The following is a 20,012-nucleotide window of genomic DNA, read 5'->3' on the forward strand; positions in this document are numbered from 1 at the left end:
CGGAGCGCCGTTTCCCCCCAGGACCCGCGCGCCACGCCCATCGCGTGGACCGCAGGGAGGTATGCCTAGGGCCGCCTGGAGGATCAGCGGTGGCAGGTCGGAACACGCGCTCATAGCTTCGCCGTATGACCAGACGACAGATCGCCTACCTGGCATGCACCGTGACCCTCGTGGTCTCGGGGATGGGGGCCGCCGCTCCGACGGCCGACCATCGGACGGTGCACCGGGTCAAGCCGGGCGAATCGATCCAGCAAGCAGTGGACGCCGCGAAGCCCGGGGACACCGTCGTACTCTCCCCCGGCACCTACCGTGAGAGCGTCCGCATCACCACGTCGAACCTGACCCTGCGGGGCTCGACCGTCTTCCCCACCGTCCTCGTACCCGGCAAGGCCGCCGCCGACGACGTGTGCGCCAAGGCCGGCCACGGCATCTGCGTGACCGGCACGGACAGCAGTCCCGTCGAGGGCGTCACCGTGCGCTCGCTGACGCTCAGGAGCTTCACCAAGAACGGCCTGTGGGCGTCGCAGACCGACCGGCTGAAGGTCCACCGGGTGACCGCCGAGAAGAACGGCAACTGGGGCATCGCCCTGGAGCGCTCCGTACGCAGCGTGCTGACCCACAACGTCGCCCGGGACAACGCCGACGCCGGACTGTTCGTCTCCAACACCACCGACACGGAGGCGGGCGCCGTCGACACCAAGGGGACGGTGATCAGCCACAACCGAATCTCCGGCAACCGGATCGGCGTCACCGTGCGGCGCCTGCGGAACCTGACCGTCGAGCGCAACGAGGCGACCGGGAACTGCGCCGCCGTGTTCGTGGTGGGCGACGAGTCCACTCCGCGCGCCGGGGCGATGAGCCTGCGCCGGAACAACATCCACGCCAACAACAAGCACTGCCCCAAGACCCCCCGACTGCCCTTCCTGCAGGGCTCGGGAATCGTCCTCACCGGCGCCGAGGAGACGCTGGTGGCGGAGAACAGGATCGTGGACAACGTCGGCGCCTCGCCGCTGTCGGGCGGCATCGTGCTCTTCAAGAGCTTCGTGGGCGCCCTCAACGAGCGCAACGAGATCCGCGACAACGTCGTGCTCCGCAACGGCTCGGCCGACCTCGCCAACCGGGACACCGGCAAGGGCAACACCTTCCGTGGCAACACCTGTGGGGTCTCGGAGCCCGCAGGCATGTGCTGACGGTCTGCTCCGCTTCCCCACCCACGGCACCACAGCACAGACAAGGCGACAGATGACGACTGTTGATCCGGTTCCCCCGACTGTCGATCCGGCTCCGCCGCCGCCCATGCGGCTCAGGGAGCTCGTGTTCGGGGCGGCGCGCGCCGCCGCCGTACGCGCGGCCGTCCGCCTCGGTGTGGCGGACGCCCTGGCCGACACGCCCATGACCGTCGAGGACCTGGCGGCCGCGGTGAAGACCCAGCCGAGAACACTGCGGCGGCTGCTGCGCGCGCTGTCCTGCCAGGGCGTCTTCACGGAGCACCCCGACGGCACGTTCGCCCACACCGAGATGTCCCGGCTGCTGCGCGAGGACGATCCGCACAGCCTGCGGTACATCGCCCTGTGGTGCACGGAGCCGTGGACGTGGGACGTCTGGCCGAAGCTCGACGAGGCGGTGCGCTCGGGCCGCAACGTCTTCGAGGACGTGTACGAGAAGGAGTTCTTCACCTACCTCAACGAAGAGGCGCCCGAGTCCGCGTACGTGTTCAACCGGGCCATGACGACGTCCAGCCAGCAGTCCGCCCGGGACGTCGCCGACCTGCTCGATCTGCAGGGGGCCTCCTCGGTCGCGGACATCGGAGGGGGACAGGGGCACGTCCTGGCGAGTCTGCTGGAGCGGCACCCCACCCTGAACGGCACGCTGCTCGACCTGCCCGGGGTGGTGGACAACGCCGACCCGCGCCTGCGGGACGGCGGCGCGCTGAGCCCCCGGGTCCGTGTCGTGGCCGGCGACTGCCGTGAGGACATCCCGGTCCAGGCGGATGTGTACATCATCAAGAACATCCTGGAGTGGGACGACGACAGCACCCGCAGGGCGCTCGCCAACGTCCGCAAGGCGGCGCGTCCCGGCGCCCGGGTCGTCGTGATCGAGAACCTCGTGGACGACACGCCCTCGATGAGGTTCACGACGGCCATGGACCTGCTGCTGCTCCTCAATGTCGGCGGTGCGAAGCACACCCGGCAGAGCATGGTCGACCGGCTGACGGACGCGGGGCTCGTCATCGGCGAGATCCGGCCGGTCAACGCGTACCTCCACGCGTTCGAGTGCACCGTTCCCGTCTGACGGGGGCGAAGGAGGGAAACCCGAGGCCGCCCGCTCCGCGTAGTTCGCGGGGCGGGCGGCCTCGGGTTTCTCTGTCGTGCGTACGCGCGGGAGATCAGGAACGTGCGTCCCGCTCCCAGCGGTAGAAGCACTGCGCCATGGCGTCCTTGGGGCTGCGCCACGTCTGCGGGTCGTACGCGCTGACGTACGCCGACAGCTTCTCGCTGGCGTCCCGGAACTCCGGGTGCCCGGTCAGCTTCGCGATGGCCGGCGCCGGGTCCTGTTCCGACTCGATGAGGTGCAGGTACACGTCGCCGAACTGGAACAGGCGACGCCGGGTGACGCCGACCAGATGGGGGAGTTCGCCACGGTCGGAGGCGGCGAACACGTCGGCGATCGCCGGCGCCGAATCGGGCGCCATGCGGGCGACGATCAGAGCGTGGTGCATCGAGCGTCCTTCCTGGGTGTGCGGGTGTGCGGGTGTGCAGGCGTGCGCGGCCGAGTGCGGTCAGCCGGGCAGGACCGAGGCGCCCCGGCGGTCGCGGGCGACCTGCTCGATGCGGTCCCGGATGAGGGCCATCTGCGTGCGGGAGTTGCGGTTGATGTTGTCGGTCATCCAGGCGTCGTCGACCGGAGCCTCGGGCTTCATGGCGAAGTCCTGCACCCAGCGCATGTGGACGCCGGCCGGCGTCTCCTCGTACTCCCACCGGATGTTCATGTGGTCGAACGGGCCGGTCTCGACGCGACGGGCGCGGACGGTCCGCCCGGGGCGGTCCACCGTGCGCTCCGACACCCAGCTCCAGACCTTCCCGGACTCGTCCGGGTGCATGGTCAGGCGGAAGGTCGTCGAGTCGCCCTCGCGGGAGAGCACCTCGAGCGCGGCGTACTCGCTGAAGAGCTGGGGCCAGTTCTCGATGTCGTTGGTGATGTCCCAGACGAGGTCGAGCGGGGCGTCGATGGTGATGCTGTTGTCGGTGTGACCGGACACGTCAGGCTCCCGTCTTGAGGGCGCTGTTGACCAGGCCGAGGAACTCGACGGGCGTCTTGCAGCGCTCGGCGTCGGTGGGCAGCGCCACGCTGTACCGGTTCTCCAGCTCGCCGACGATCCCGAGCAGGCCGAGCGAGTCGAGGCCGAGGGTGGTGAACGGCGCGTCCGGCGCCTTCTCCAGCTCCCGGGCGTCGACGGTGACCCCGGCCGCCTGCTTCATCAGCGCGGCGAGTTCGTCGAAGGTCAGTGCGGTGGTGATCATCTGTGCTCTCCTTCCCGCCCGGTCCTACCGGGCGGAGTCGTCGCCGCGGCGCACGACCAGCGCCGCGTTGGATCCCATGAGTCCCCGGCTGAGGACGAGGGCCGTGCGCAGCTCGGCGGGGCGAGCGCGGGACATCACCAGATCGAGGTCGTGGCAGATGTCGAACACGTTGGGGGTGGGGGGCACCAGGCCGTGTTCCATCGCGAAGACCGCGGCGGCGGCGTCCAGGACGGGCGCCCCGCAGTAGGCGCGGCCGATGCCCGTCTTGGGCGCCGTGACGGGTACGCGGGTGGCGTGTGCCCCGAGGGCGTCGGCGATCGCCAGCGCCTCGGCGCGGTCCGCCTCCGGCACGCCCAGGGCGTCGGCGAAGACGACGTCGATCTCCTCGGGGGCGCACTCGGCCTCGTCGAGGGCGACACGGATGGCGCGGGCGAGTCCCTCCCGGGACTCCTCCCATCGGGAGGCGCCGGTGAACGTGGCGCCGTGGCCGGCCACGACGGCCCGGACGGCCGCTCCCCGGTCGCGGGCACGGGACTCGTCCTCCACGACGAGCATCGCGCCGCCCTCCGCCGGGACGAAGCCGCAGGCTCCGGCGGTGAAGGGCCGGTAGGCGCGGTCCGGGTCCTCGACGGTGCTGAGCTCCGGGTATCCGAGCTGGCACACCATCGAGTACGGGGCGAGGGGCGCCTCGGCGGCGCCGACGATCACCGCGCCCGTTCCGCGTCGTACGGCCCGAGCGGCGTGGGCGATGCCGTCCAGGCCGCCCGCCTCGTCGCTCGCGACCACTCCGCACGGCCCCTTGAACCCGCTCCGGATGGAGATCTGGCCGGTGCTCGCGGCGTAGAACCAGGCGATGGACTGGTACGGCCCGACGAACTTGGATCCCTGGCTCCACAGCTTCTGGAGCTCCCGCTGGCCGAACTCGCCGCCGCCCGAACCGGCAGCGGTGACCACGCCGATCGAGAAGGGCTCCTCCGGGTCGTCGCGGGCGAGGCCGGCGTCGTCGAGGGCGAGTTGGGCCGCGGCCATGGCGTAGTGGCTGAACCGGTCGGTCTGGACGAGGAAACGCTCCTCGATCAGGGCGGAGGCGTCGAAGCCCCGGACCTCGCCCGCGACCTTGAGCGGCATGTCCTCGCAACCCTCGCGGGTGATCCGGTCCAGTACGCCGAGCCCCTCCCGGACGGACTTCCAGTACGCGTCGGCGCGCAATCCGTTGGGGGCGATCACACCGATCCCGGTGACGACCGCGCGCCGTGGGCGCTCAGTGCTCATCGTGTCCTCCCACCCGGCCCTGTCAGGAGCACCGCGGACTGGAAGCCGCCGAATCCGCTGCCCACGGAGAGCACGTTCCTGAGCTTCCGGGGGCGGGCGGTGCGCGGCACGTAGTCCAGGTCGCACTCGGGGTCGGGGGTCTCGTAGTTCGCCGTCGGAGGTACCACCTGGTGCTTCAGCGCGAGGACGCAGGCGGCCACCTCTATCGCGCCGATCGCGCCGAGCGAGTGCCCCACCATGGATTTGATGGAGCTCATGGGCGTGTCGTAGGCGTGTGCGCCCAGGGACCGCTTCACGGCTGCGGTCTCGTGCCGGTCGTTCTGCCGGGTGCCCGAGCCGTGCGCGTTGACGTAGTCGATCAGCGTGGGGTCGAGCCGGGCCTGGTCGAGCGTGGAGTCGATCGCCCGGGACATCTCCAGTCCCTCGCCGGTCAGGCCGGTCATGTGGTACGCGTTGCCGAAGGTGGCGTAGCCGCCGATCTCGCAGTAGATGTGCGCACCGCGGGCCCTGGCGTGCTCGTACTCCTCCAGGACGAGGACCGCCGCGCCTTCGCCCATGACGAAACCGTTGCGGTTGTTGTCGAAGGGCCTGGAGGCGTGCTCCGGGTCGTCGTTGTCGGGCGACGTGGCCTTGATGGCGTCGAAGCAGGCCATGGTGATCGGGGAGATCGGGGAGTCCGACGCCCCGGCGATGCAGACGTCCGCGCGGCCTTCCTCGATGGTGTGGAAGGCGTAGCCGACGGCGTCGAGGCCGGAGGTGCATCCGGTGGAGACGGTCTGCACCGGGCCGCGGGCGCCGAACTGTTCGGCCACGACGGAGGCGAGCGTGCTCGGAGAGAACGCCATGTGCAGCTTGGGGTCGGCCGCGCGGTGGTCCACGTCCCACCGCCGGCCGCCCGCGCTGACCAGGACGTAGTCGTGTTCGAGCCGGGTGGTGCCGCCGACGGCGCTGCCCAGGGAGACGGCGACGCGCCAGGGGTCTTCGGTGTCGGTGTCGAGTGCGGCGTCGCGGACGGCTTCCCCGGCGGCGACGACGGCGAACTGGATGTACCGGTCGGCGTGGCGGCTCAGGTCCGGGTCCAGTCCGTGGTCCGCCGGATCGAAGTCGCACTCGGCGGCTATGCGGGAGCGCAGCCCGACCGGGTCGAACAGGGTGATGCCGCGGGTCGCGGTACGGCCGGCGGCGAGGAGGTCCCAGAACGCCTTCGCTCCGGTGCCGCCCGGAGCGACCACACCGATGCCGGTGACGGCCACTCGCCGGGTCACTCGATGGCCCCGCTTCGCTCGGAGACCTGTGCCGGGTCGTGCACGGTCGGGTGCGGGCCCGCGGCGGCGAACTGGGCCTCTTCGGTGACCTCCGTGTCGACGTGGCCGAGGCTCGGACGCGGGGCGAGCGGGCCCAGGTGGAAGACCATGCGGGCCTCCACGTCGCCGACGTTGCGGAAGCGGTGCCGCATGTCGATCGGGATCAGGAGCCCCTGATCGGGCTGGAGTGCGTACGTGTCGCCGTCCAGGTCCACTTCCAGCGCGCCCGAGACGACGTACACGAACTCCTCGGAGTACGGGTGGTAGTGCTCGCCGATGCGCTCGCCCGGCTGAACGATGGCCAGGCCCATGAAGCCGCTGGTGGCACCCACGGTGGCCGGCGTGAGCATGGCCCGCAGGTCACCTCCCCGCCTGCGGTTGGGTTCCGTCTCGCTCAGGTTCACGATGCGTGGACGTTGCTTGAGCATGGTTGATACCTCCGGATGTGCCAGGGACGTGCGGGGGAGCGGCTGCGGCGGGGGCAGCGAGGGGCCGTCAGGAATGCGCCGAGCGGTCGGTGACCGGCAGCATGTCGGCGTGCGACAGGAGCCGGTTGATGTTGCGCTCCGTCTCCAGGGAGCCCTCGACGCCGATCGCGGCGCCGTCGAGGAGGCGTTCCACCTCCGCGGCCTTCCGGGCGCCCTTGAGCCCGAGGGAGGCGACGGGGTCGAGGTCGAGGTCGCCCGTGATGTCGATGAGGCGCACCACGATGTCGTCGCGCTGGAACACGGTGCTGCCGTACACCGGGCTGCCCGGATCGTCCGCCGCGGCCCGGTCCTGCTGGGCGAGCAGCTGGGCAAGCTCCATCCCGCAGCCTTCCTTGGCCGGGTAGTACAGCGCGTGCCGTCGCAGGTCGGCCGGTGCCGCCCGGCCGGACACCACGTGCTGGACGGCCGGGAGCGCGGCCCGGGTGAAGAACACACGTGCCGACTCGGGGTCGGTCAGGTCCCGGTCCTGCTCCAGGTACGGGTTGATGGCCTCCTCGACCGCTCGTACCTCGGGCTGACGGGCGACGTGCCGCAGTGCCGCGAGGAGGTCGCCCTCCACCTCCACGGCACGGACGACGCGGTTGCCGTGCATGAAGAGCGAGGTGCGGCGCAGCCGGGTGTTCTCGTCGACCTGGGCCTTGGGCGACTCGTACCCGGCGAGGAGCTCCGCCACCTTCGACTCGGAGCCCGGCTTGACGGTGAAGGTGAGGGCGTGACGTGCCACACCGTCGCCCACGCGGGCCTCCACCTGCGCGCCCGCCGATGCCGCGGCCCGCGAGGCCGGCTGAGCAGGACTGGTCTCCCGGAGGATGCTGTAGCGCATCGAACGGGTGTCCCGGACGCAGCTGTGCATCGGCTTGACGGTTTCGACGTGCTCCTCGCTGTTCACCCACGCGAGGAACGGCGGCGCGCTCTCCCACTCGCTGGTGATGAGCCACTGCGAGGGGTTCTCGATGGACTGGCAGAGCTGGTCACTGATGTGACCGGGAACGGAGGCGACCTGCTTGCGCATGAGTTCGTACGCGTCCAGGAACTGCTGCTGAGCTCCTTCGTACAGGTCGAGCAGGAGGATCACCCGCAGCCTGGAGCCGTCGAACACAGACTGCGAGATGCGTCCCGAGGGGGCCATCCGGCACACCTCTTCTCTTCTCGGTGGGGGGTGGGAACGACCTACGCGAGCGAAACGCCGGGGTCGTCATGTGTTGATGGTTGACAGGAGCGCCGACAGCGCGCGAGCCCGATAAAGCGGACGAGTGAACCGCGTGTCATCCGGGTGCCCCCGGCACGCGGACCCGCCCCCGAAGGGCTTGACTCTGCATCCCATCCCCGACTCGCGTCGCAGTGGACGCCGGAGACGAACAATGAACCGATTCGACGTGGCCGGCGAAGCAGCCGGTCACCGCACGCCCGTACTCATCGTCGGCGGCTCGCTGGTGGGCCTGTCCACCTCGCTGTTCCTGGGGCGTCTCGGAGTGCCGCACACACTGGTCGAGCGCCATTCGGGCACCTCGATCCACCCGCGCGGCCGCGGCAACAACGTGCGCACGATGGAGCTGTTCCGTGGAGCCGGGGTCGAGCAGCGGATCAAGGAGGCCGCGTCGGTCCTGGCGCACAACAACGGCATCCTGCAGACGCCGAGCCTGGTGGGCGATGTCGGCGAGTGGCTGTTCAGGGAGATCGACCCGGGCGGCGGGGTCGCCCGCTTCAGCCCCAGCGGGTGGTGCCTGTGCAGCCAGAACGATCTCGAACCGGTGCTGCTCGAGCGCGCCGGGGAGCTGGGCGGAGATCTGCGGTTCTCGACGGAGCTGATGTCCTTCGAGCAGGACGCCGAAGGGGTGACCGCGCAGGTCAAGAGTCGCGACACCGGTGAGCACACCACCATCCGCGCGGACTACCTCGTCGCGGCGGACGGCCCGCGCAGCCCGGTTCGCGAGGGGCTCGGCATCGGGCAGAGCGGTCCGGGCGCCCTGTTCCACAACGTGAGCGTCACCTTTGTCTCCCGCGGTCTCGCGGACGTCGTCGGCGACCGGCACTTCGTCGTCTGCTACCTGACGAACCCGGAGGCCGACGGAGCCCTGCTGCCGGTCGACAATCGGGAGCGCTGGGTGTTCCACGCTCCTTGGCACCCCGAACACGGCGAGACGCTGGAGGAGTTCACCGACGAGCGGTGCAGGGAACACATCCGGCGGGCCGTGGGGGTGCCGGACCTCGATGTGGAGATCACGGGCAGAGCTCCCTGGCACGCGGCCGAGAGGGTCGCCGAACGGTACGCGGACGGCCGGGTGTTCCTCGTCGGCGACTCCGCCCACGAGATGCCGCCCACCGGGGCGTTCGGCTCCAACACCGGTATCCAGGACGCGCACAACCTCGCCTGGAAGCTCGCCGCCGTCCTGGGCGGCTGGGCAGGACCCGGCCTGCTCGCGTCCTACGACGCGGAGCGCCGGCCGGTGGCGGAGGCGACGAGCGCCCGGGCTTCGGCGCGGTCGGTCGAACACAGCCACCCCGGGTACGTCCCCGGCCCCGGATCCGGCGGCCCCCAGGGAAGGAAGGGCGGCATCCTCAACCAGGTGCTCGGCTACCGCTATCCGCAGGGCGCCGTCGTGGGCGCCGACCGGACGCTGCCGGCCGTGCCCGACGGACTGCGGTTGACGGGCGAACCCGGGAGCCGGGCACCCCACATGTGGCTGAACCGCGCCGGCACCCGGGTCTCCACCCTCGACCTGTACGAGCGGTCCCTGGTGCTCCTGAGTTCCGCGGACGGCGCCTGCACGTGGCACACCGCGGCGACACGCGTCGGGCAACAGCTGTCGGTGCCGCTCGACTCGTACCGGATCGGCGACGGGCCCGAAGCGGAGCTCTCCCCCGCGAGCGACACGGACTGGGCGGAGGCCCACGGCGTCACCACGGACGGCGCGGTGCTGGTCCGCCCCGACGGGTTCGTCGCGTGGCGGTCCGAAGGGGCGTCGGCTGATCCCGGAGCGGCGTTGCAGCAAGCCCTCACGGAGATCCTGGGCCGGGCTGGTCTTCGAGGCCGGTGATCGACCGGCCGGCTCATCGAGGAGACGCACTCTAGCCCGTTCGCGCGCAGGGCGCATGTTCGTTCCCGAGCACCGCACGGGCACCCGTGACCTGCGGCGATGATCACCAGCAAGGGAGATCAAGACCCCGACCGGGGGACATCGCGCTCGATCCTCGCGTTGCGGTGGCCGCCGGTCGGGGATCTTCTCGTGAACGGAGCACAGCACAGGCGCCGCGCGGTCCAGCCGGCCAGGAAAGCTCCGTCGAAGGAGAGAAGAAGCATGCGTCTCGTACGTACAGGTACCCAGCTCGCCCTGGTCCTGAGCGCCCTCGTCCTGTCCGCACCCTCCGCCGTCGCGGCGCCCGACGGTGGCGTCCGGGTCAATCCGGGGAAGGCGGCCCCCGGCACCACCGTCACCGTCAGCACCACCGCCTGCGGCAAGGAGACGTACGGCAAGGGCGAGTCGGTGGCGGGCGGGAAGTTCCACCTCCTGCCGGGCGACCGGAAGGGCGTCCTGGTGGGTGAGTTCACGCTCCCGCTGGACGCCGTCTCCGGCACGGACACCGTGACCCTCAAGTGCCCGCCCCGCATCAAGCAGACCGTCACCTACCAGATCTCCGGCCGGCCGAACGGTGCCGTGGAAGCGGGCTTCGGCTGGGCCGCCACCGCCACCGCCACCGCCACCGCAGCCGCGGACGGGGGCGACAGCGGCAGCCCGTACGCCCTCGGCGCGCTGCTCCTCGGCGGCGCCGCCGCGGGCGTCCTGATCAGGATGCGCCGCCGCGTCACCGCCGCCCGGAACTCCGTCTGAACCCCGCCCCACGCCCCACAGCCATGGCCCCGGCTCCGCGAGGAGATCCGGGGCCCGGCCACGCTGCGGAGGCGCGATCCGCATGAAGAACGGTTCCGGGCCGAAGCCCGACGGGGTCGACGTGTTCGGGCCCACCCGAGCTGCGGCTGATCACCTGCGGCGGCGACTGGGCGAGCGACACCGGCCATCGGGCCGACACGGTGGTCTACGCGACCCTGACAGGGACGAGACCGCGCCGGGACCGGATGCCCAGGTGCGGGGCAGGAGCCGTTAGGTTCGACCCGACGCTGTGAGTGACGGCGAGAGATGAGAGGGTCTTGCGGGTGAGTGAGACACCGACGAACACCCTGCAATACCGCGTCGACGGGCGAGAAGACGCTCCGGTCCTGGTCATCGGGCCCTCTTTGGGCACCACATGGCACAGGTCGTAGGACCCTTCCACGGCAGTCCGCGCAGTCCATGCAGTGCGAAAACTGCACGGTGCGCGGCGCTCAGTCCGCCTCACTCAGCAGAGACTGTGACACCTCGTGACACGAGGAAGCCCCGACCGGGAGACCCCCGAGCCGGGGCTTCGTCGTGTTTGTGCAGTACCGAGGCTTCGCCAAAACGTGCCAGTTGTGGGGTGCTCCCGGGCCACTGCCGGCACAACTACACGGCGCTGTCCTGTTCAAGGCCGCCAAGCGTCCTTGGTGGAGGCGCTGACCGGCCCGGTGCTGCACTCGGACTCCCCGCTTTCGAGCACACGAAGCAGGGAGGACGACATGACGCCTGAGCAGGCGTCGCGATCCTCGGCCACCCCGAAGAGCGACCGCTTCGGGCGTCCTGCTCGTCTTCGTCGAGGCGGGCGCGGAGGTTGTGATCCTCGGCCGTCCCGAAGGACGACCGCCATTGCTGCCAGTCTCAGCGCCTTCGTCGGCCGTTGTGATGTTGTGATCCTCGGCCGCCCCGAAGAGCGACCGCCGTTCGTGCCCCGTGAAGTGCCTCAGGGCCTTCTGATTCAGTTGCGATCCTCGGCCGCCCTAAAGGGCGCCCGCCATACTGGAGGCCAGTGCAGAGGGTCCACCACTGGTCGTTGCGTTCCCCGACCGCCATCCGTAGACGACGGGGTTTCCCGTGGTGAGCTCGATGTTGTGATCCTTGGCCGCACCGAAGAGCGACCGCCTTGTCTGTCCAGTCGATCTCGTCCCCGAGTACCACCGGGTTGCAATTCTCGGTCGCCTTGAGGGGCGACCGCCATGCGGCACTTGTCGGCGACTGCGAGCTTGTATACGCCGTTGCGATCCTCGGCCATGCTGAAGAGCGACCGCCGTCCTTGCCGGGGAGGCAGTTCGACGGCTTGTCGGCGGAGTCGCGATCCTCGGCCGCCCCGAGGTGCGACCGCCATCACATCCCGACTCGCGCCTCACCGCCAGCACGGAGGTTGCGATCCCCGGCCACCCCGCAGGACGACCGCCATGCGGGCGGGATGACAAGGCCGCCGCCGCCCTTGGGGTTGCGATCCTCGGCCGCCTCGAAGGGCGACCGCCATGTCGCTGTCCTGGTTCCTCGGTGACGGGGACGGGTGGTTGCAATCCTCAGCCGCCCCGAAAGGCGACCGCCATGCCGGAGGTGAGGACGACGCGGGCTGCGGCGTTGTCGTTGCGTTCCTCGGTCGTCCCGAAGGGCGACTGCCATAGGGCATCAAGCCGCGGCTGCGGCGCATCCCCTACGTTGCGATTCTCGGCCGCTCTGAAGGGCGACCACCATGCCGACGGCATCCAGTATGGGCCGCTGCTCATCGAGTTGCGATTCTCGGCCGCTCTGAAAGGCGACCGCCGTGTGCTGCAGGTGACGGTGCGGCGAGTCGACGAGGAGTTGCGATCCTCGGCCGCCCCGAAGGACGACCGCCATCGCCGAGCACCAGCTTGTGCGCGGTGTGCCCCAGGTCGCTGCGGCCCTCGGTCGCCGTAGCAGACGACCGCCACAAGTCGGCCCGGCCGGCCTAGCTCATGCGGGTGCGGTTGCGATCCTCGGCCACCCCGAAGAGCGACCGCCATCCGGTGCGATCGTCGCATACCCGACCCGACAGGGGTTGCGATCCTCTGCCACTCGAAAGGGCAACCGCCATCCTGGACCCGGCCGAGGAGGAGTACCTCGCCCTGTACGAGGTACGATCCTTGACCGCTCCGAAGAGCGACCGCCATATCGCAGGGCAGCAGCCACAGGTTGTCGCTGCCGGGGTTGTGATCCTCGGTCGCCTCAAAGGGCGACCGCCATTTCGCCGTGGTCCAGGCCCTGGCCATCACGGTGCCGACGTTGCGATCCACGACCGGTCCCGAAGGGCAACTGTCATCCGGCATCCCCTGGACGTCACCAGGGCCGTGTACGACGTTGCGATCCTCGGCCACCCCGAAGGGTGACTGCCATTCCTCGGCCCAGTCGTCCACGTGGGCCCGCAGACTGTTGCGATCCTCGGCCACCCCGAAGGGCGACCGCCATGTCGTCGGCCTCCCACCACGCGTCCTTCATGTCGTGGTTGCGATCTTCGGTCGCCCCGAAGGCCAGCCGCCATGAGACCGGCGGTTCGAGTCCGTCGCTTGGCACAGGGCTGTGATCCTGGTCGCCCTGAAGGGCGACCACCATGTCGGTCTCGCTGTCGACGCCGATGGTCTCTAGGTGCGGTTGCGATCCTCGGCCATCCCGAAGGGCGACCGCCACCCACTGGCGTGCGCCATGCCCTGTGTGAGCACCGTCTGGTTACGGTCCTCGTCCGCTCCGAAGGGCGACCGCCATGTCGTTCTGGGTGAGAACTCCACCCTGGCGATTGGGGTTGCGATTCTCGGCCGCCCCCGAAGGGTGACTGCCACAAGGACGGCGGCCTTGTCGGTGGGGGTGTAGGAGCCGTTGTGATCCTCGGTCGCTCCGAAGGGCGACCGCCATGATGCTCACCGCCTCCTACATTCCCAACATGCTGCCGTTGCGATCCCCGGTCGTCCTGAGGAGCGACCGTCATCCCGCCGGCAGCCTCCAGATCGGCCGTGGCGAGGAGGTGTTGCGATCCTCGGCCACCCCGAAGGGCGACCGCTATGCAGACGTCGACGCTGACCAGGGCCCGGTCGAGGCGGTTGCGATCCTCGATCGCCCCGAACGGCGACCGCCATGTCGGCGTTCGAGGTGTGCGTCAACGTGCCGAGGCAGTTGCGAACCTCGGTCGCCTCGAAGGGCGACCGCCACCTTGCCGATCACGAGGCCCGGCTCGATGCGCTGGAGTCGCGATCCTCGGTCGTCCCGAAGGACGGCCGCCGTCCGGTCACCGAAATCTTCCGGGCGTCCCCGGCGTGCACGTTGCGATCCTCGGCCACTCCGAAGGGCGACCGCCATGCGGGCTCAGCTTACGCAGGTTGATGACGATGTCGTTGTTGCGATCTTCGGCCGCCCAGAGGGGCGACCGCCATCCCACAGGGCGTCGCCCGCCTCGCCCGCCATGTCGCCGTTGCGAGCCTCGGCCGCCCCCAAGGGCGATCGCCATGGGACTGATCCTCCATGACCCGATCGGCCTCGTCGATGTTGCGATTCTCGGTGGCCCTGAAAAGCGATCGCCATCCTACGCACTCTCGGTCATCGCCTGCTTCTACGCCCTGTTGCGACCTTTGGTCGCCTCGACGGGCGACCGTCATCCGTGAGCGCTGCCGAGTCAATCCCCACGATCCTGACCGTTGCGACCCTCGGTTGCCCGAAGGGCGACCACCATTCAGCGAGCGGGTGCTGATCGACCCCCGCACCGCGAAGTTGCGATCCTCGGCGGCCTCGAAGGGCGGCCGCCATAGCGCAGGGTGTTCTCCACGCCGCTCACGCCAGCGTTGTTGCGAGCCTCGGCCGCCCGAAAGACGACCGCCATGCGGAGACGTTCTCCGGTGGCGGGGTCGGCGAGATCGTTGCGATCCTTGGTCGCCCCGAAGAGCGACCGCCATTCCACGTCGGGCCGTCGGCGTAGTCCGTGGTAACGCGGTTGCGATCCTCGGTTGCCTCGAAGGGCGACCGCCACTTGATGATCTCCATCGGCAAGCACCAGGCGTAGCCGTTGCGATCCTCAGCCGCCCCGAAGGGCGACCGCCATATGACGCCGACTCGATCTGGACCGTCGAGGGCAACACGTTGCGATCTTCGGCCACCCCGAAGGACGAACGCCATCTGGCCTCACGACCGTCCTCGGATATCTGAGTAAGGTTGCGACCCTCGGCCGCCCCAAGAAGCGACCGCCATGCCATGCTTGCCGCCCAGGGCGACGAAGCCTCGATGTTGCGATCCTCACCCTGCCATCTCGGCGGCCTTGCGGTAGGAGAGGGTGTTGCGACCCTCGGCCGCCTCGAATGGCGACCGCCATTCGAGGTTGGGCGTATCGATCGGCTGGTTCTCGAGGCTATTGCGATCCTCGGCCGCCACGCAGGGCGACCGCCATAAGGCCGGCTGGTACGCCCACGCGCACATCCCGGAGTTGCGATCCTCGGCCGACCCGAAGGACAACCGCCATCTCGGCGGGCTGTGACAGCCGGCCGTCGTTACGGCCTGTTGCGATCCTCGACCGTCCCGAAGGACGACCGCCATCTTGACCTCCTGCTCCGGCACTACGAAGTGTCGGTGGTTGCAATCCTCGGCCACCCCGAAGAACGACCGCCATTCTCCCAGTCCAGATCGACGCTGGTCTGCTCCTCGGTGCGATCCTCAGTCGCCCCAAAGGACGACCGCCATAACAAACTTCCCGCCGCCGGAGGAGGCGATGACGATTTTACAATCCTCAGCTGCCCCAAAGGACGAACGCCATAAACGGCTCGCATGTCGAAGCAGGTCTTCCTCGCTGTTGCGATCCTCGGCCGCCCCAAAGAGCGACCGCTATCTCTTCCCATTCGCGCCTTCGCCGTGCATGAAGACGTTACGATCCTCGGCCGCCCCGAAGGACGACCGCCATACTCGCGCTCCCCGCTTGCGAGCTTGCTCTCAGGGGGTTGCGATCCTTGGTCGCCCCAAGGGGTGACCGCCATCCCTCGACGGAGCAGCGGGCGTTGAGCTGGTCGTAGTTGCGATCCTCGGCGCCCCAAAGGCCGACCGCAACCCAGGGATCTTGAGGCCGGAGGCGGGATTCAGGGGGTTGCGATCCTCGGTCGTCCCGAAGGACGACCGCCATCGCGGCCGGCGTCGTGTGGATCGCCCAGCGAGAGAAGTTGCGATCCTTGACCGCCCCGAAGGATGACCGCCATTCAACACCCGGCCCGACTACCGCACCATCACCCGCGAGTTGCGATCCTCGGCCGCCCTGAAGAGCGACCACCCTTCAAAGTCGCCTCCGCGAAGTTGAAGTAGTCCTCGCCGTTGAGATCCTCGGCCGCTCCGAAGGACGACCGCCATCCCTGCCGGGGCATCGAACCGACCAGGAGCCCGAAGTTGCGATCCTCGGTCGCCCGAAGGGCGACCGCCATCAGCGCCCTTGCCGCCGAAGAGAGCGAGACCGGTGTAGTTGCGATTCTCGGCCGCCCCGAAGAGCGACCGTCATTCGACCTGGGCGAGGGTGCCCTCGGTGCCCTTCCAGTTGCGATCCTTAGCAGCCCCGAAGGACGACCGCCATGTCCCCGCAGCCGCTCGACACCTTCTGCCCCAAGACGTTGCGATCCTCGGTCGTCCCAAAGGACGACCGCCATCGGTCGACTGGCCCGTTAGAGCCTTGTCGAGGCCGTCGTTGTGATCCTCGGCCCCTTCGAAAGGCGACCGTCATTCACGGGCGACGATGCCCGGGAACACGACCTCCTTGTTGCGATCCTCGGCCGCCTTAAAGGACGACCGTCATCGGCCTGCCGACCGGCATCTACGGTACCGCCAAGCAGCTGCGATCCTCGGCCGTCCCAAGGAGCCCCACCATCCTGTTGGGGCCTCGGCTGTGTCAGTGGGCCATTTTAGGGTGCTGGTTCCAGGGAAGTCGTCGGTTCGGCGGTCAGGGGGTCAGGTGTCAGAGCGTGGATTGTTCGCCCATAGTCGTAGTCCGCGGTCGGGGTGCAGGCATCGGCTGGAGGATCATCTGCGTGGCTCGGCTGCTTTGGCCAGGGCTTTCGCCGAGGGTTTCGGTGCTGGGGATGTGGCCGAGTACCTGGCGTTGGTGCATGACGTCGGGAAGGGTTGTTGCGCCTGGCAGGATCGCTTGATTTTTCATGCCGAGTCGACGGGTAAGCCGGTGGGGATTCCTCATAAGGAAGCGGGCACGGCGCTTGCCGCGCGGACGGTGGGGCGTCAGCTCGCTGCAGTGGTGCAAGGGCATCACGGAGGGCTGCCGGATCAGAACAAGATCAAGGATGTTCTGGCCGAGCTCCGGGGGACCGGTGTGGATGCGGAGCGTGCTCGGGAGGCGACGGAGGCTGTGGCCCGGGTGGTGCCGGAAATTCTTCGAGAAGGCCGCATCCCGCCGCCGGCCTGGCTTTCGGGACTCGGATCGCCGCAGAGGCAAGCACTGGCGCTGGATGTGTTCACACGCATGGTGTTCAGCTGTGTGGTCGATGCGGACTATCTCGATACCGAGGCCCACTTCGCCGGCATAAAGCCTCGTGCTGCCGCGCGTGCGGACATGAAGATGCTACTGAAGCGCTTCGAGCAGCGCAGGCTGCGGCTGCTTGCCCGGCGTGTGGCTTCACCGGTGGATGAGTTGCGTGAGCGGGTGTACGCGCAGGCGCTGGCGGCGGCCGAGGGCGCGCCGGGTATGTATGTGCTGCATGTGCCGACGGGCGGGGCGAAGACGATCGCGGCGGGTGGGTTCGCGCTGCGGCATGCGGTTGAGCATGGTCGGGGCCGGGTGGTGTTCGTTGTTCCGTACATCAGCATTACGCAGCAGAACGCCGAGGTGTACCGGGAACTCCTCGACCCCGCCCCGGACAGTGACGAGCAGCCTGCCGTACTGGAGCACCACAGTTCGGTGGAGCTGGACGAGGAGGAGGGGGCGGGGGCCTGGGCGCGCATGGCGGCGGAGAACTGGGACGCGCCTGTTGTGGTTACGACGACGGTGCAACTGTTCCAGTCGTTGTTCGCGTGCAAGCCCTCCGTGATGCGCAAACTGCACCGGCTGGCCGGCTCGGTGATCGTGCTGGACGAGGTGCAGGCTCTTCCCGACCGGCTGCTGATCCCAATCCTGAGTGTGCTGCGCGACCTGGTGGAGCATTTCGGGGCCTCGGTGGTGCTGACGTCCGCAACCCAGCCTTCCTTCTGGTCTCTCGCGCAGTTGGACGGGCTGCCGCGGCACGGCGTGATCGAGGATGTGACCGGGCTGTTCGAAGAGCTGCGGCGGGTGGAGTACGACTGGCGTCTGGGGCCTGACGTCACGTGGGAGTCAATCGCACAGGACATCGCCTCCGAAGGCGGCGAGCAGGTCTTGACGATCGTGAACACCACACGGGACTCGGCGCGACTGCACCGCCTCTTGAGCAGTGCGGAGGGCGAGGCGCGGGTCACGGCGCCGGTGTGGCACTTGTCGACGAGGATGACGGGCGAGCACCGGCGCGAAGTGATCAGGCACGTACGCGGTGAGCTCGCGGCCGGCCGTCCTGTGCATGTGGTCTCCACGTCGTTGATCGAGGCGGGTGTGGATGTGGACTTCCCGCGGGTGTATCGGGCGTGGGCGCCGGCCGAGGCGTTGCAGCAGGCGGCGGGCCGCTGCAACAGGGACGGCCGTCTGGACAGGGGGACGGTGGTGGTGTTCCGGCCGGCCGACGGTGGCGTACCGAAGGACTTGTCGTACAGGGCAGCTCTGGAGGCGACGGGGGAGTTCTTCGGGCCCGGTGATGCTTCGGCTCCGGACGATCTGGAGGCCCTGGAGTGCTACTACGAGAAGCGCTGGGCGCTGCAGGGCACTGACGGACGGTCGATGGGCGAGGGAATTCAGCAACTGCGCCGACTCTGGGACTTTCCCGCCGTCGCAGAGGCGTTCCAGATGATCGACAACAGGTATGCGCAGTCCGTCGTCGTGATCCGTGCGGAGAACACCGACGAGGAGCGCGATGCCATCGAGTCCGACATCGCACTCCTGCGCTCTTCCTACCCGGCAGGTCCGGAGCCGTTGCGCCGCTTGCAGCCGCACATGGCGACCTTGCCGCGATATGAGGTCGCCGAGGCACTTCAGGCCGGTCTGGCGGAACCGGTGATCGGCGACCTTGTCGTGTGGCGGGGGCACTACGACCCGGTGCGCGGTCTGGATACGGATGATCCCGAGGATCGGGGCGGCTATGTTCTTTGATGAGGGATCGCGTCCTGCGGCTGGTGGCGCATGCGAGGATGGGTTAAGAACCATTTCTGAGGGTTCTTAGCGGTCATCTGATTTTGAGGTTGACCGAGGATCGCAATGTCTCGTCTACTTATCGTATCGACGGGTATCTGGGCGGTGGGCGACAGGCTTTTCCTGTCGCCCACCGCCTTTTGTGTGTGTCGTTGGAGAAATGCATCAACGGTTATGGAACGGTGCTGGAGTCAAGTGCTTTCGATAGGTAGAAGAGACGAAGGAGCGTTAGATGGCACGGTTTTACGTGGACGGGCTGCCAGTGCTGGCCGCAGTGGTGATGATCATTATTGTGGTTATGATCTTCCACCTTGACCTCTCCGCGCGAGTCGATCTGAAGTGCCGCCTCGGTGTGCAGCGCGGCTGAAGCCCCCCGTGAGCAGCGGTTTTTCCGATTCCGGGATGCATTGTCAGTGCCCCCGCCTACAGTGCGGAATCACTAGGGGGCAGAGCGTGACCTGATGCCCCGTTGGTTCCGCATGCCCTCGTCGGGCCCGTCGCCGGACGGGACCGACAAGGGCGGCTGTCAAGGATGGGGTGTGAGGGGATGAGGACGACGGTGCCCGCTTCCAGCAGGATGCGGCGCGGGAACGAGGGGTGGGTCTATCCCGACCTGGTGGTGGAGGTGTGGGGCGAGGCGGCGTGCTTCACCCGTCCGGAGCTGAAGACGGAGCGGGTCAGCTACCAGGTGATGACGCCGTCAGCGGCCCGCGGAGTGCTGGAAGCGATCTTCTGGCGCCCCCAGTTCCGCTACGTGGTGCGGAAGATCGAGGTGTTGCGGCCGGTGACCTGGCTACGGGTGCGCCGCAACGAGGTGAAGTCGGTGATCACCGCCCAGGAGGTGAAGAAGCTCCAGACGGACCGGCGTCACCGCTACGACGTAGAGAAGGACCGGGACCAGCGCAGCACACTGGCGCTGCGGGACGTCAGATACCGGATTCACGCGCAGATCGTGGTGAGTCCCGAGGCTCTGGCCGGTTCGGAGAAGTATCCGCCGGCGTCGGAGGAGAAGTACCGCGAGCAGCTGCGCCGCAGGGTGGAGCGCGGTGCGTGTTTCTCGCAGCCGTTCCTGGGGTGCCGGGAGTTCACCGCCTCGTTTGGGAAGGCCGATCCGCGGCAGCGGGCGGTCCCCTTCGACGAGGAGCTCGGGGTGATGCTGCACTCGATCGAGTACGGGCCGCAGGGGGAGCGCTATCGGTGGTTTCGTGCGTCGGTCGTTGACGGTGTGCTGGAGGTGCCGGAAGAGCCGCTGCCGGACGAGGCGGTCGCCATGCGGCTGACGGCCTGGCGTGCTGATGCGGCGGAGGGCTGAT

General features: G+C 68.8%; 17 protein-coding genes. 9 read left to right on the forward strand and 8 right to left on the reverse strand.

All coding sequences use genetic code 11. From position 1 onward, the window contains the following. Positions 1-125 precede the first annotated feature (125 nt). Positions 126-1,190, forward strand: a complete 1,065-nt coding sequence (locus OG462_RS34375; protein ID WP_406063758.1) for a nitrous oxide reductase family maturation protein NosD — start codon at positions 126-128, stop codon at positions 1,188-1,190. Between the two features lie 52 nt (positions 1,191-1,242). Next, entirely contained in the window at positions 1,243-2,292 is a 1,050-nt protein-coding gene (locus OG462_RS34380; RefSeq protein WP_406063760.1) for a methyltransferase, read from the forward strand. Between the two features lie 94 nt (positions 2,293-2,386). Here OG462_RS34380 and OG462_RS34385 read toward each other — a convergent pair whose 3' ends face one another. From OG462_RS34385 to OG462_RS34415, 7 genes are all read right to left on the reverse strand, one after another. After that, a complete protein-coding gene (locus tag OG462_RS34385; protein ID WP_250760612.1) occupies positions 2,387-2,719 on the reverse strand; it encodes a TcmI family type II polyketide cyclase in 333 nt (110 codons plus the stop codon). 60 nt (positions 2,720-2,779) lie between these two features. Next, positions 2,780-3,259: an SRPBCC family protein gene (locus tag OG462_RS34390; protein WP_406063763.1), complete on the reverse strand. Its 480-nt coding sequence runs from the start codon at positions 3,257-3,259 to the stop codon at positions 2,780-2,782. Between the two features lies 1 nt (position 3,260). Beyond that, positions 3,261-3,521 (reverse strand): phosphopantetheine-binding protein, encoded by a 261-nt coding sequence (locus OG462_RS34395; protein ID WP_406063765.1) that lies wholly within the window; start codon positions 3,519-3,521, stop codon positions 3,261-3,263. 24 nt (positions 3,522-3,545) lie between these two features. Further along, positions 3,546-4,793, reverse strand: coding sequence for a ketosynthase chain-length factor (locus tag OG462_RS34400; protein WP_406063766.1), 1,248 nt, complete (start codon positions 4,791-4,793; stop codon positions 3,546-3,548). Next, entirely contained in the window at positions 4,790-6,058 is a 1,269-nt protein-coding gene (locus tag OG462_RS34405; protein WP_406063768.1) for a beta-ketoacyl-[acyl-carrier-protein] synthase family protein, read from the reverse strand. Before OG462_RS34405 ends, OG462_RS34400 begins: the two co-directional genes overlap by 4 nt. Then, the gene (locus OG462_RS34410) at positions 6,055-6,525 is read right to left on the reverse strand and encodes a cupin domain-containing protein (protein ID WP_406063770.1); all 471 of its coding nucleotides are present in this window, start codon (positions 6,523-6,525) and stop codon (positions 6,055-6,057) included. Before OG462_RS34410 ends, OG462_RS34405 begins: the two co-directional genes overlap by 4 nt. Before the next feature lie 67 nt (positions 6,526-6,592). Further along, the gene (locus OG462_RS34415; protein WP_406063772.1) at positions 6,593-7,714 is read right to left on the reverse strand and encodes a SchA/CurD-like domain-containing protein; all 1,122 of its coding nucleotides are present in this window, start codon (positions 7,712-7,714) and stop codon (positions 6,593-6,595) included. 232 nt (positions 7,715-7,946) lie between these two features. Here OG462_RS34415 and OG462_RS34420 point away from each other — a divergent pair, with 232 nt between their 5' ends. The 4 genes from OG462_RS34420 to OG462_RS34435 all read left to right on the forward strand — a co-directional run bounded on the left by OG462_RS34420 (position 7,947) and on the right by OG462_RS34435 (position 14,077). Beyond that, positions 7,947-9,623: an FAD-dependent oxidoreductase gene (locus tag OG462_RS34420; RefSeq protein ID WP_406063774.1), complete on the forward strand. Its 1,677-nt coding sequence runs from the start codon at positions 7,947-7,949 to the stop codon at positions 9,621-9,623. Positions 9,624-9,884: 261 nt separating this feature from the next. Then, a complete protein-coding gene (locus OG462_RS34425) occupies positions 9,885-10,415 on the forward strand; it encodes a sortase (RefSeq protein WP_406063776.1) in 531 nt (176 codons plus the stop codon). A 3,138-nt stretch (positions 10,416-13,553) separates the two neighbouring features. Next, positions 13,554-13,799: a hypothetical protein gene (locus tag OG462_RS34430; RefSeq protein WP_406063778.1), complete on the forward strand. Its 246-nt coding sequence runs from the start codon at positions 13,554-13,556 to the stop codon at positions 13,797-13,799. Between the two features lie 122 nt (positions 13,800-13,921). Continuing rightward, positions 13,922-14,077, forward strand: a complete 156-nt coding sequence (locus tag OG462_RS34435; protein WP_406063780.1) for a hypothetical protein — start codon at positions 13,922-13,924, stop codon at positions 14,075-14,077. 625 nt (positions 14,078-14,702) lie between these two features. Here the strand turns inward: OG462_RS34435 and OG462_RS34440 are convergent. Then, positions 14,703-14,999 carry a hypothetical protein gene (locus OG462_RS34440; protein ID WP_406063782.1) on the reverse strand — a complete coding sequence of 99 codons (297 nt, stop codon included), beginning with the start codon at positions 14,997-14,999 and terminating at the stop codon, positions 14,703-14,705. 1,174 nt (positions 15,000-16,173) lie between these two features. Here OG462_RS34440 and OG462_RS34445 point away from each other — a divergent pair. The 3 genes from OG462_RS34445 to cas5c all read left to right on the forward strand — a co-directional run bounded on the left by OG462_RS34445 (position 16,174) and on the right by cas5c (position 20,011). Then, a complete protein-coding gene (locus OG462_RS34445; protein ID WP_406063784.1) occupies positions 16,174-18,660 on the forward strand; it encodes a CRISPR-associated endonuclease Cas3'' in 2,487 nt (828 codons plus the stop codon). A gap of 271 nt (positions 18,661-18,931) precedes the next feature. Then, the gene (locus OG462_RS34450) at positions 18,932-19,066 is read left to right on the forward strand and encodes a hypothetical protein (RefSeq protein WP_406063786.1); all 135 of its coding nucleotides are present in this window, start codon (positions 18,932-18,934) and stop codon (positions 19,064-19,066) included. Positions 19,067-19,324: 258 nt separating this feature from the next. Next, entirely contained in the window at positions 19,325-20,011 is a 687-nt protein-coding gene (gene cas5c, locus OG462_RS34455) for a type I-C CRISPR-associated protein Cas5c (protein WP_406063788.1), read from the forward strand. Position 20,012: the final 1 nt, after the last annotated feature.

The organism is Streptomyces sp. NBC_01077 (assembly GCF_045162855.1).
In the GTDB taxonomy this organism is placed as follows: domain Bacteria; phylum Actinomycetota; class Actinomycetes; order Streptomycetales; family Streptomycetaceae; genus Streptomyces.

Coding starts and splice junctions, on each gene's coding strand:
- OG462_RS34375 (WP_406063758.1), top strand. CDS start 126: ATGACCAGACGACAGATCGCCTACCTGGCATGCACCGTGACCCTCGTG.
- OG462_RS34380 (WP_406063760.1), top strand. CDS start 1,243: ATGACGACTGTTGATCCGGTTCCCCCGACTGTCGATCCGGCTCCGCCG.
- OG462_RS34385 (WP_250760612.1), bottom strand. CDS start 2,719: ATGCACCACGCTCTGATCGTCGCCCGCATGGCGCCCGATTCGGCGCCG.
- OG462_RS34395 (WP_406063765.1), bottom strand. CDS start 3,521: ATGATCACCACCGCACTGACCTTCGACGAACTCGCCGCGCTGATGAAG.
- OG462_RS34400 (WP_406063766.1), bottom strand. CDS start 4,793: ATGAGCACTGAGCGCCCACGGCGCGCGGTCGTCACCGGGATCGGTGTG.
- OG462_RS34410 (WP_406063770.1), bottom strand. CDS start 6,525: ATGCTCAAGCAACGTCCACGCATCGTGAACCTGAGCGAGACGGAACCC.
- OG462_RS34415 (WP_406063772.1), bottom strand. CDS start 7,714: ATGGCCCCCTCGGGACGCATCTCGCAGTCTGTGTTCGACGGCTCCAGG.
- OG462_RS34420 (WP_406063774.1), top strand. CDS start 7,947: ATGAACCGATTCGACGTGGCCGGCGAAGCAGCCGGTCACCGCACGCCC.
- OG462_RS34425 (WP_406063776.1), top strand. CDS start 9,885: ATGCGTCTCGTACGTACAGGTACCCAGCTCGCCCTGGTCCTGAGCGCC.
- OG462_RS34430 (WP_406063778.1), top strand. CDS start 13,554: ATGTCGGCGTTCGAGGTGTGCGTCAACGTGCCGAGGCAGTTGCGAACC.
- OG462_RS34435 (WP_406063780.1), top strand. CDS start 13,922: ATGGGACTGATCCTCCATGACCCGATCGGCCTCGTCGATGTTGCGATT.
- OG462_RS34440 (WP_406063782.1), bottom strand. CDS start 14,999: ATGGCGGTCGTCCTTCGGGACGGTCGAGGATCGCAACAGGCCGTAACG.
- OG462_RS34445 (WP_406063784.1), top strand. CDS start 16,174: ATGCCCGGGAACACGACCTCCTTGTTGCGATCCTCGGCCGCCTTAAAG.
- OG462_RS34450 (WP_406063786.1), top strand. CDS start 18,932: ATGGCACGGTTTTACGTGGACGGGCTGCCAGTGCTGGCCGCAGTGGTG.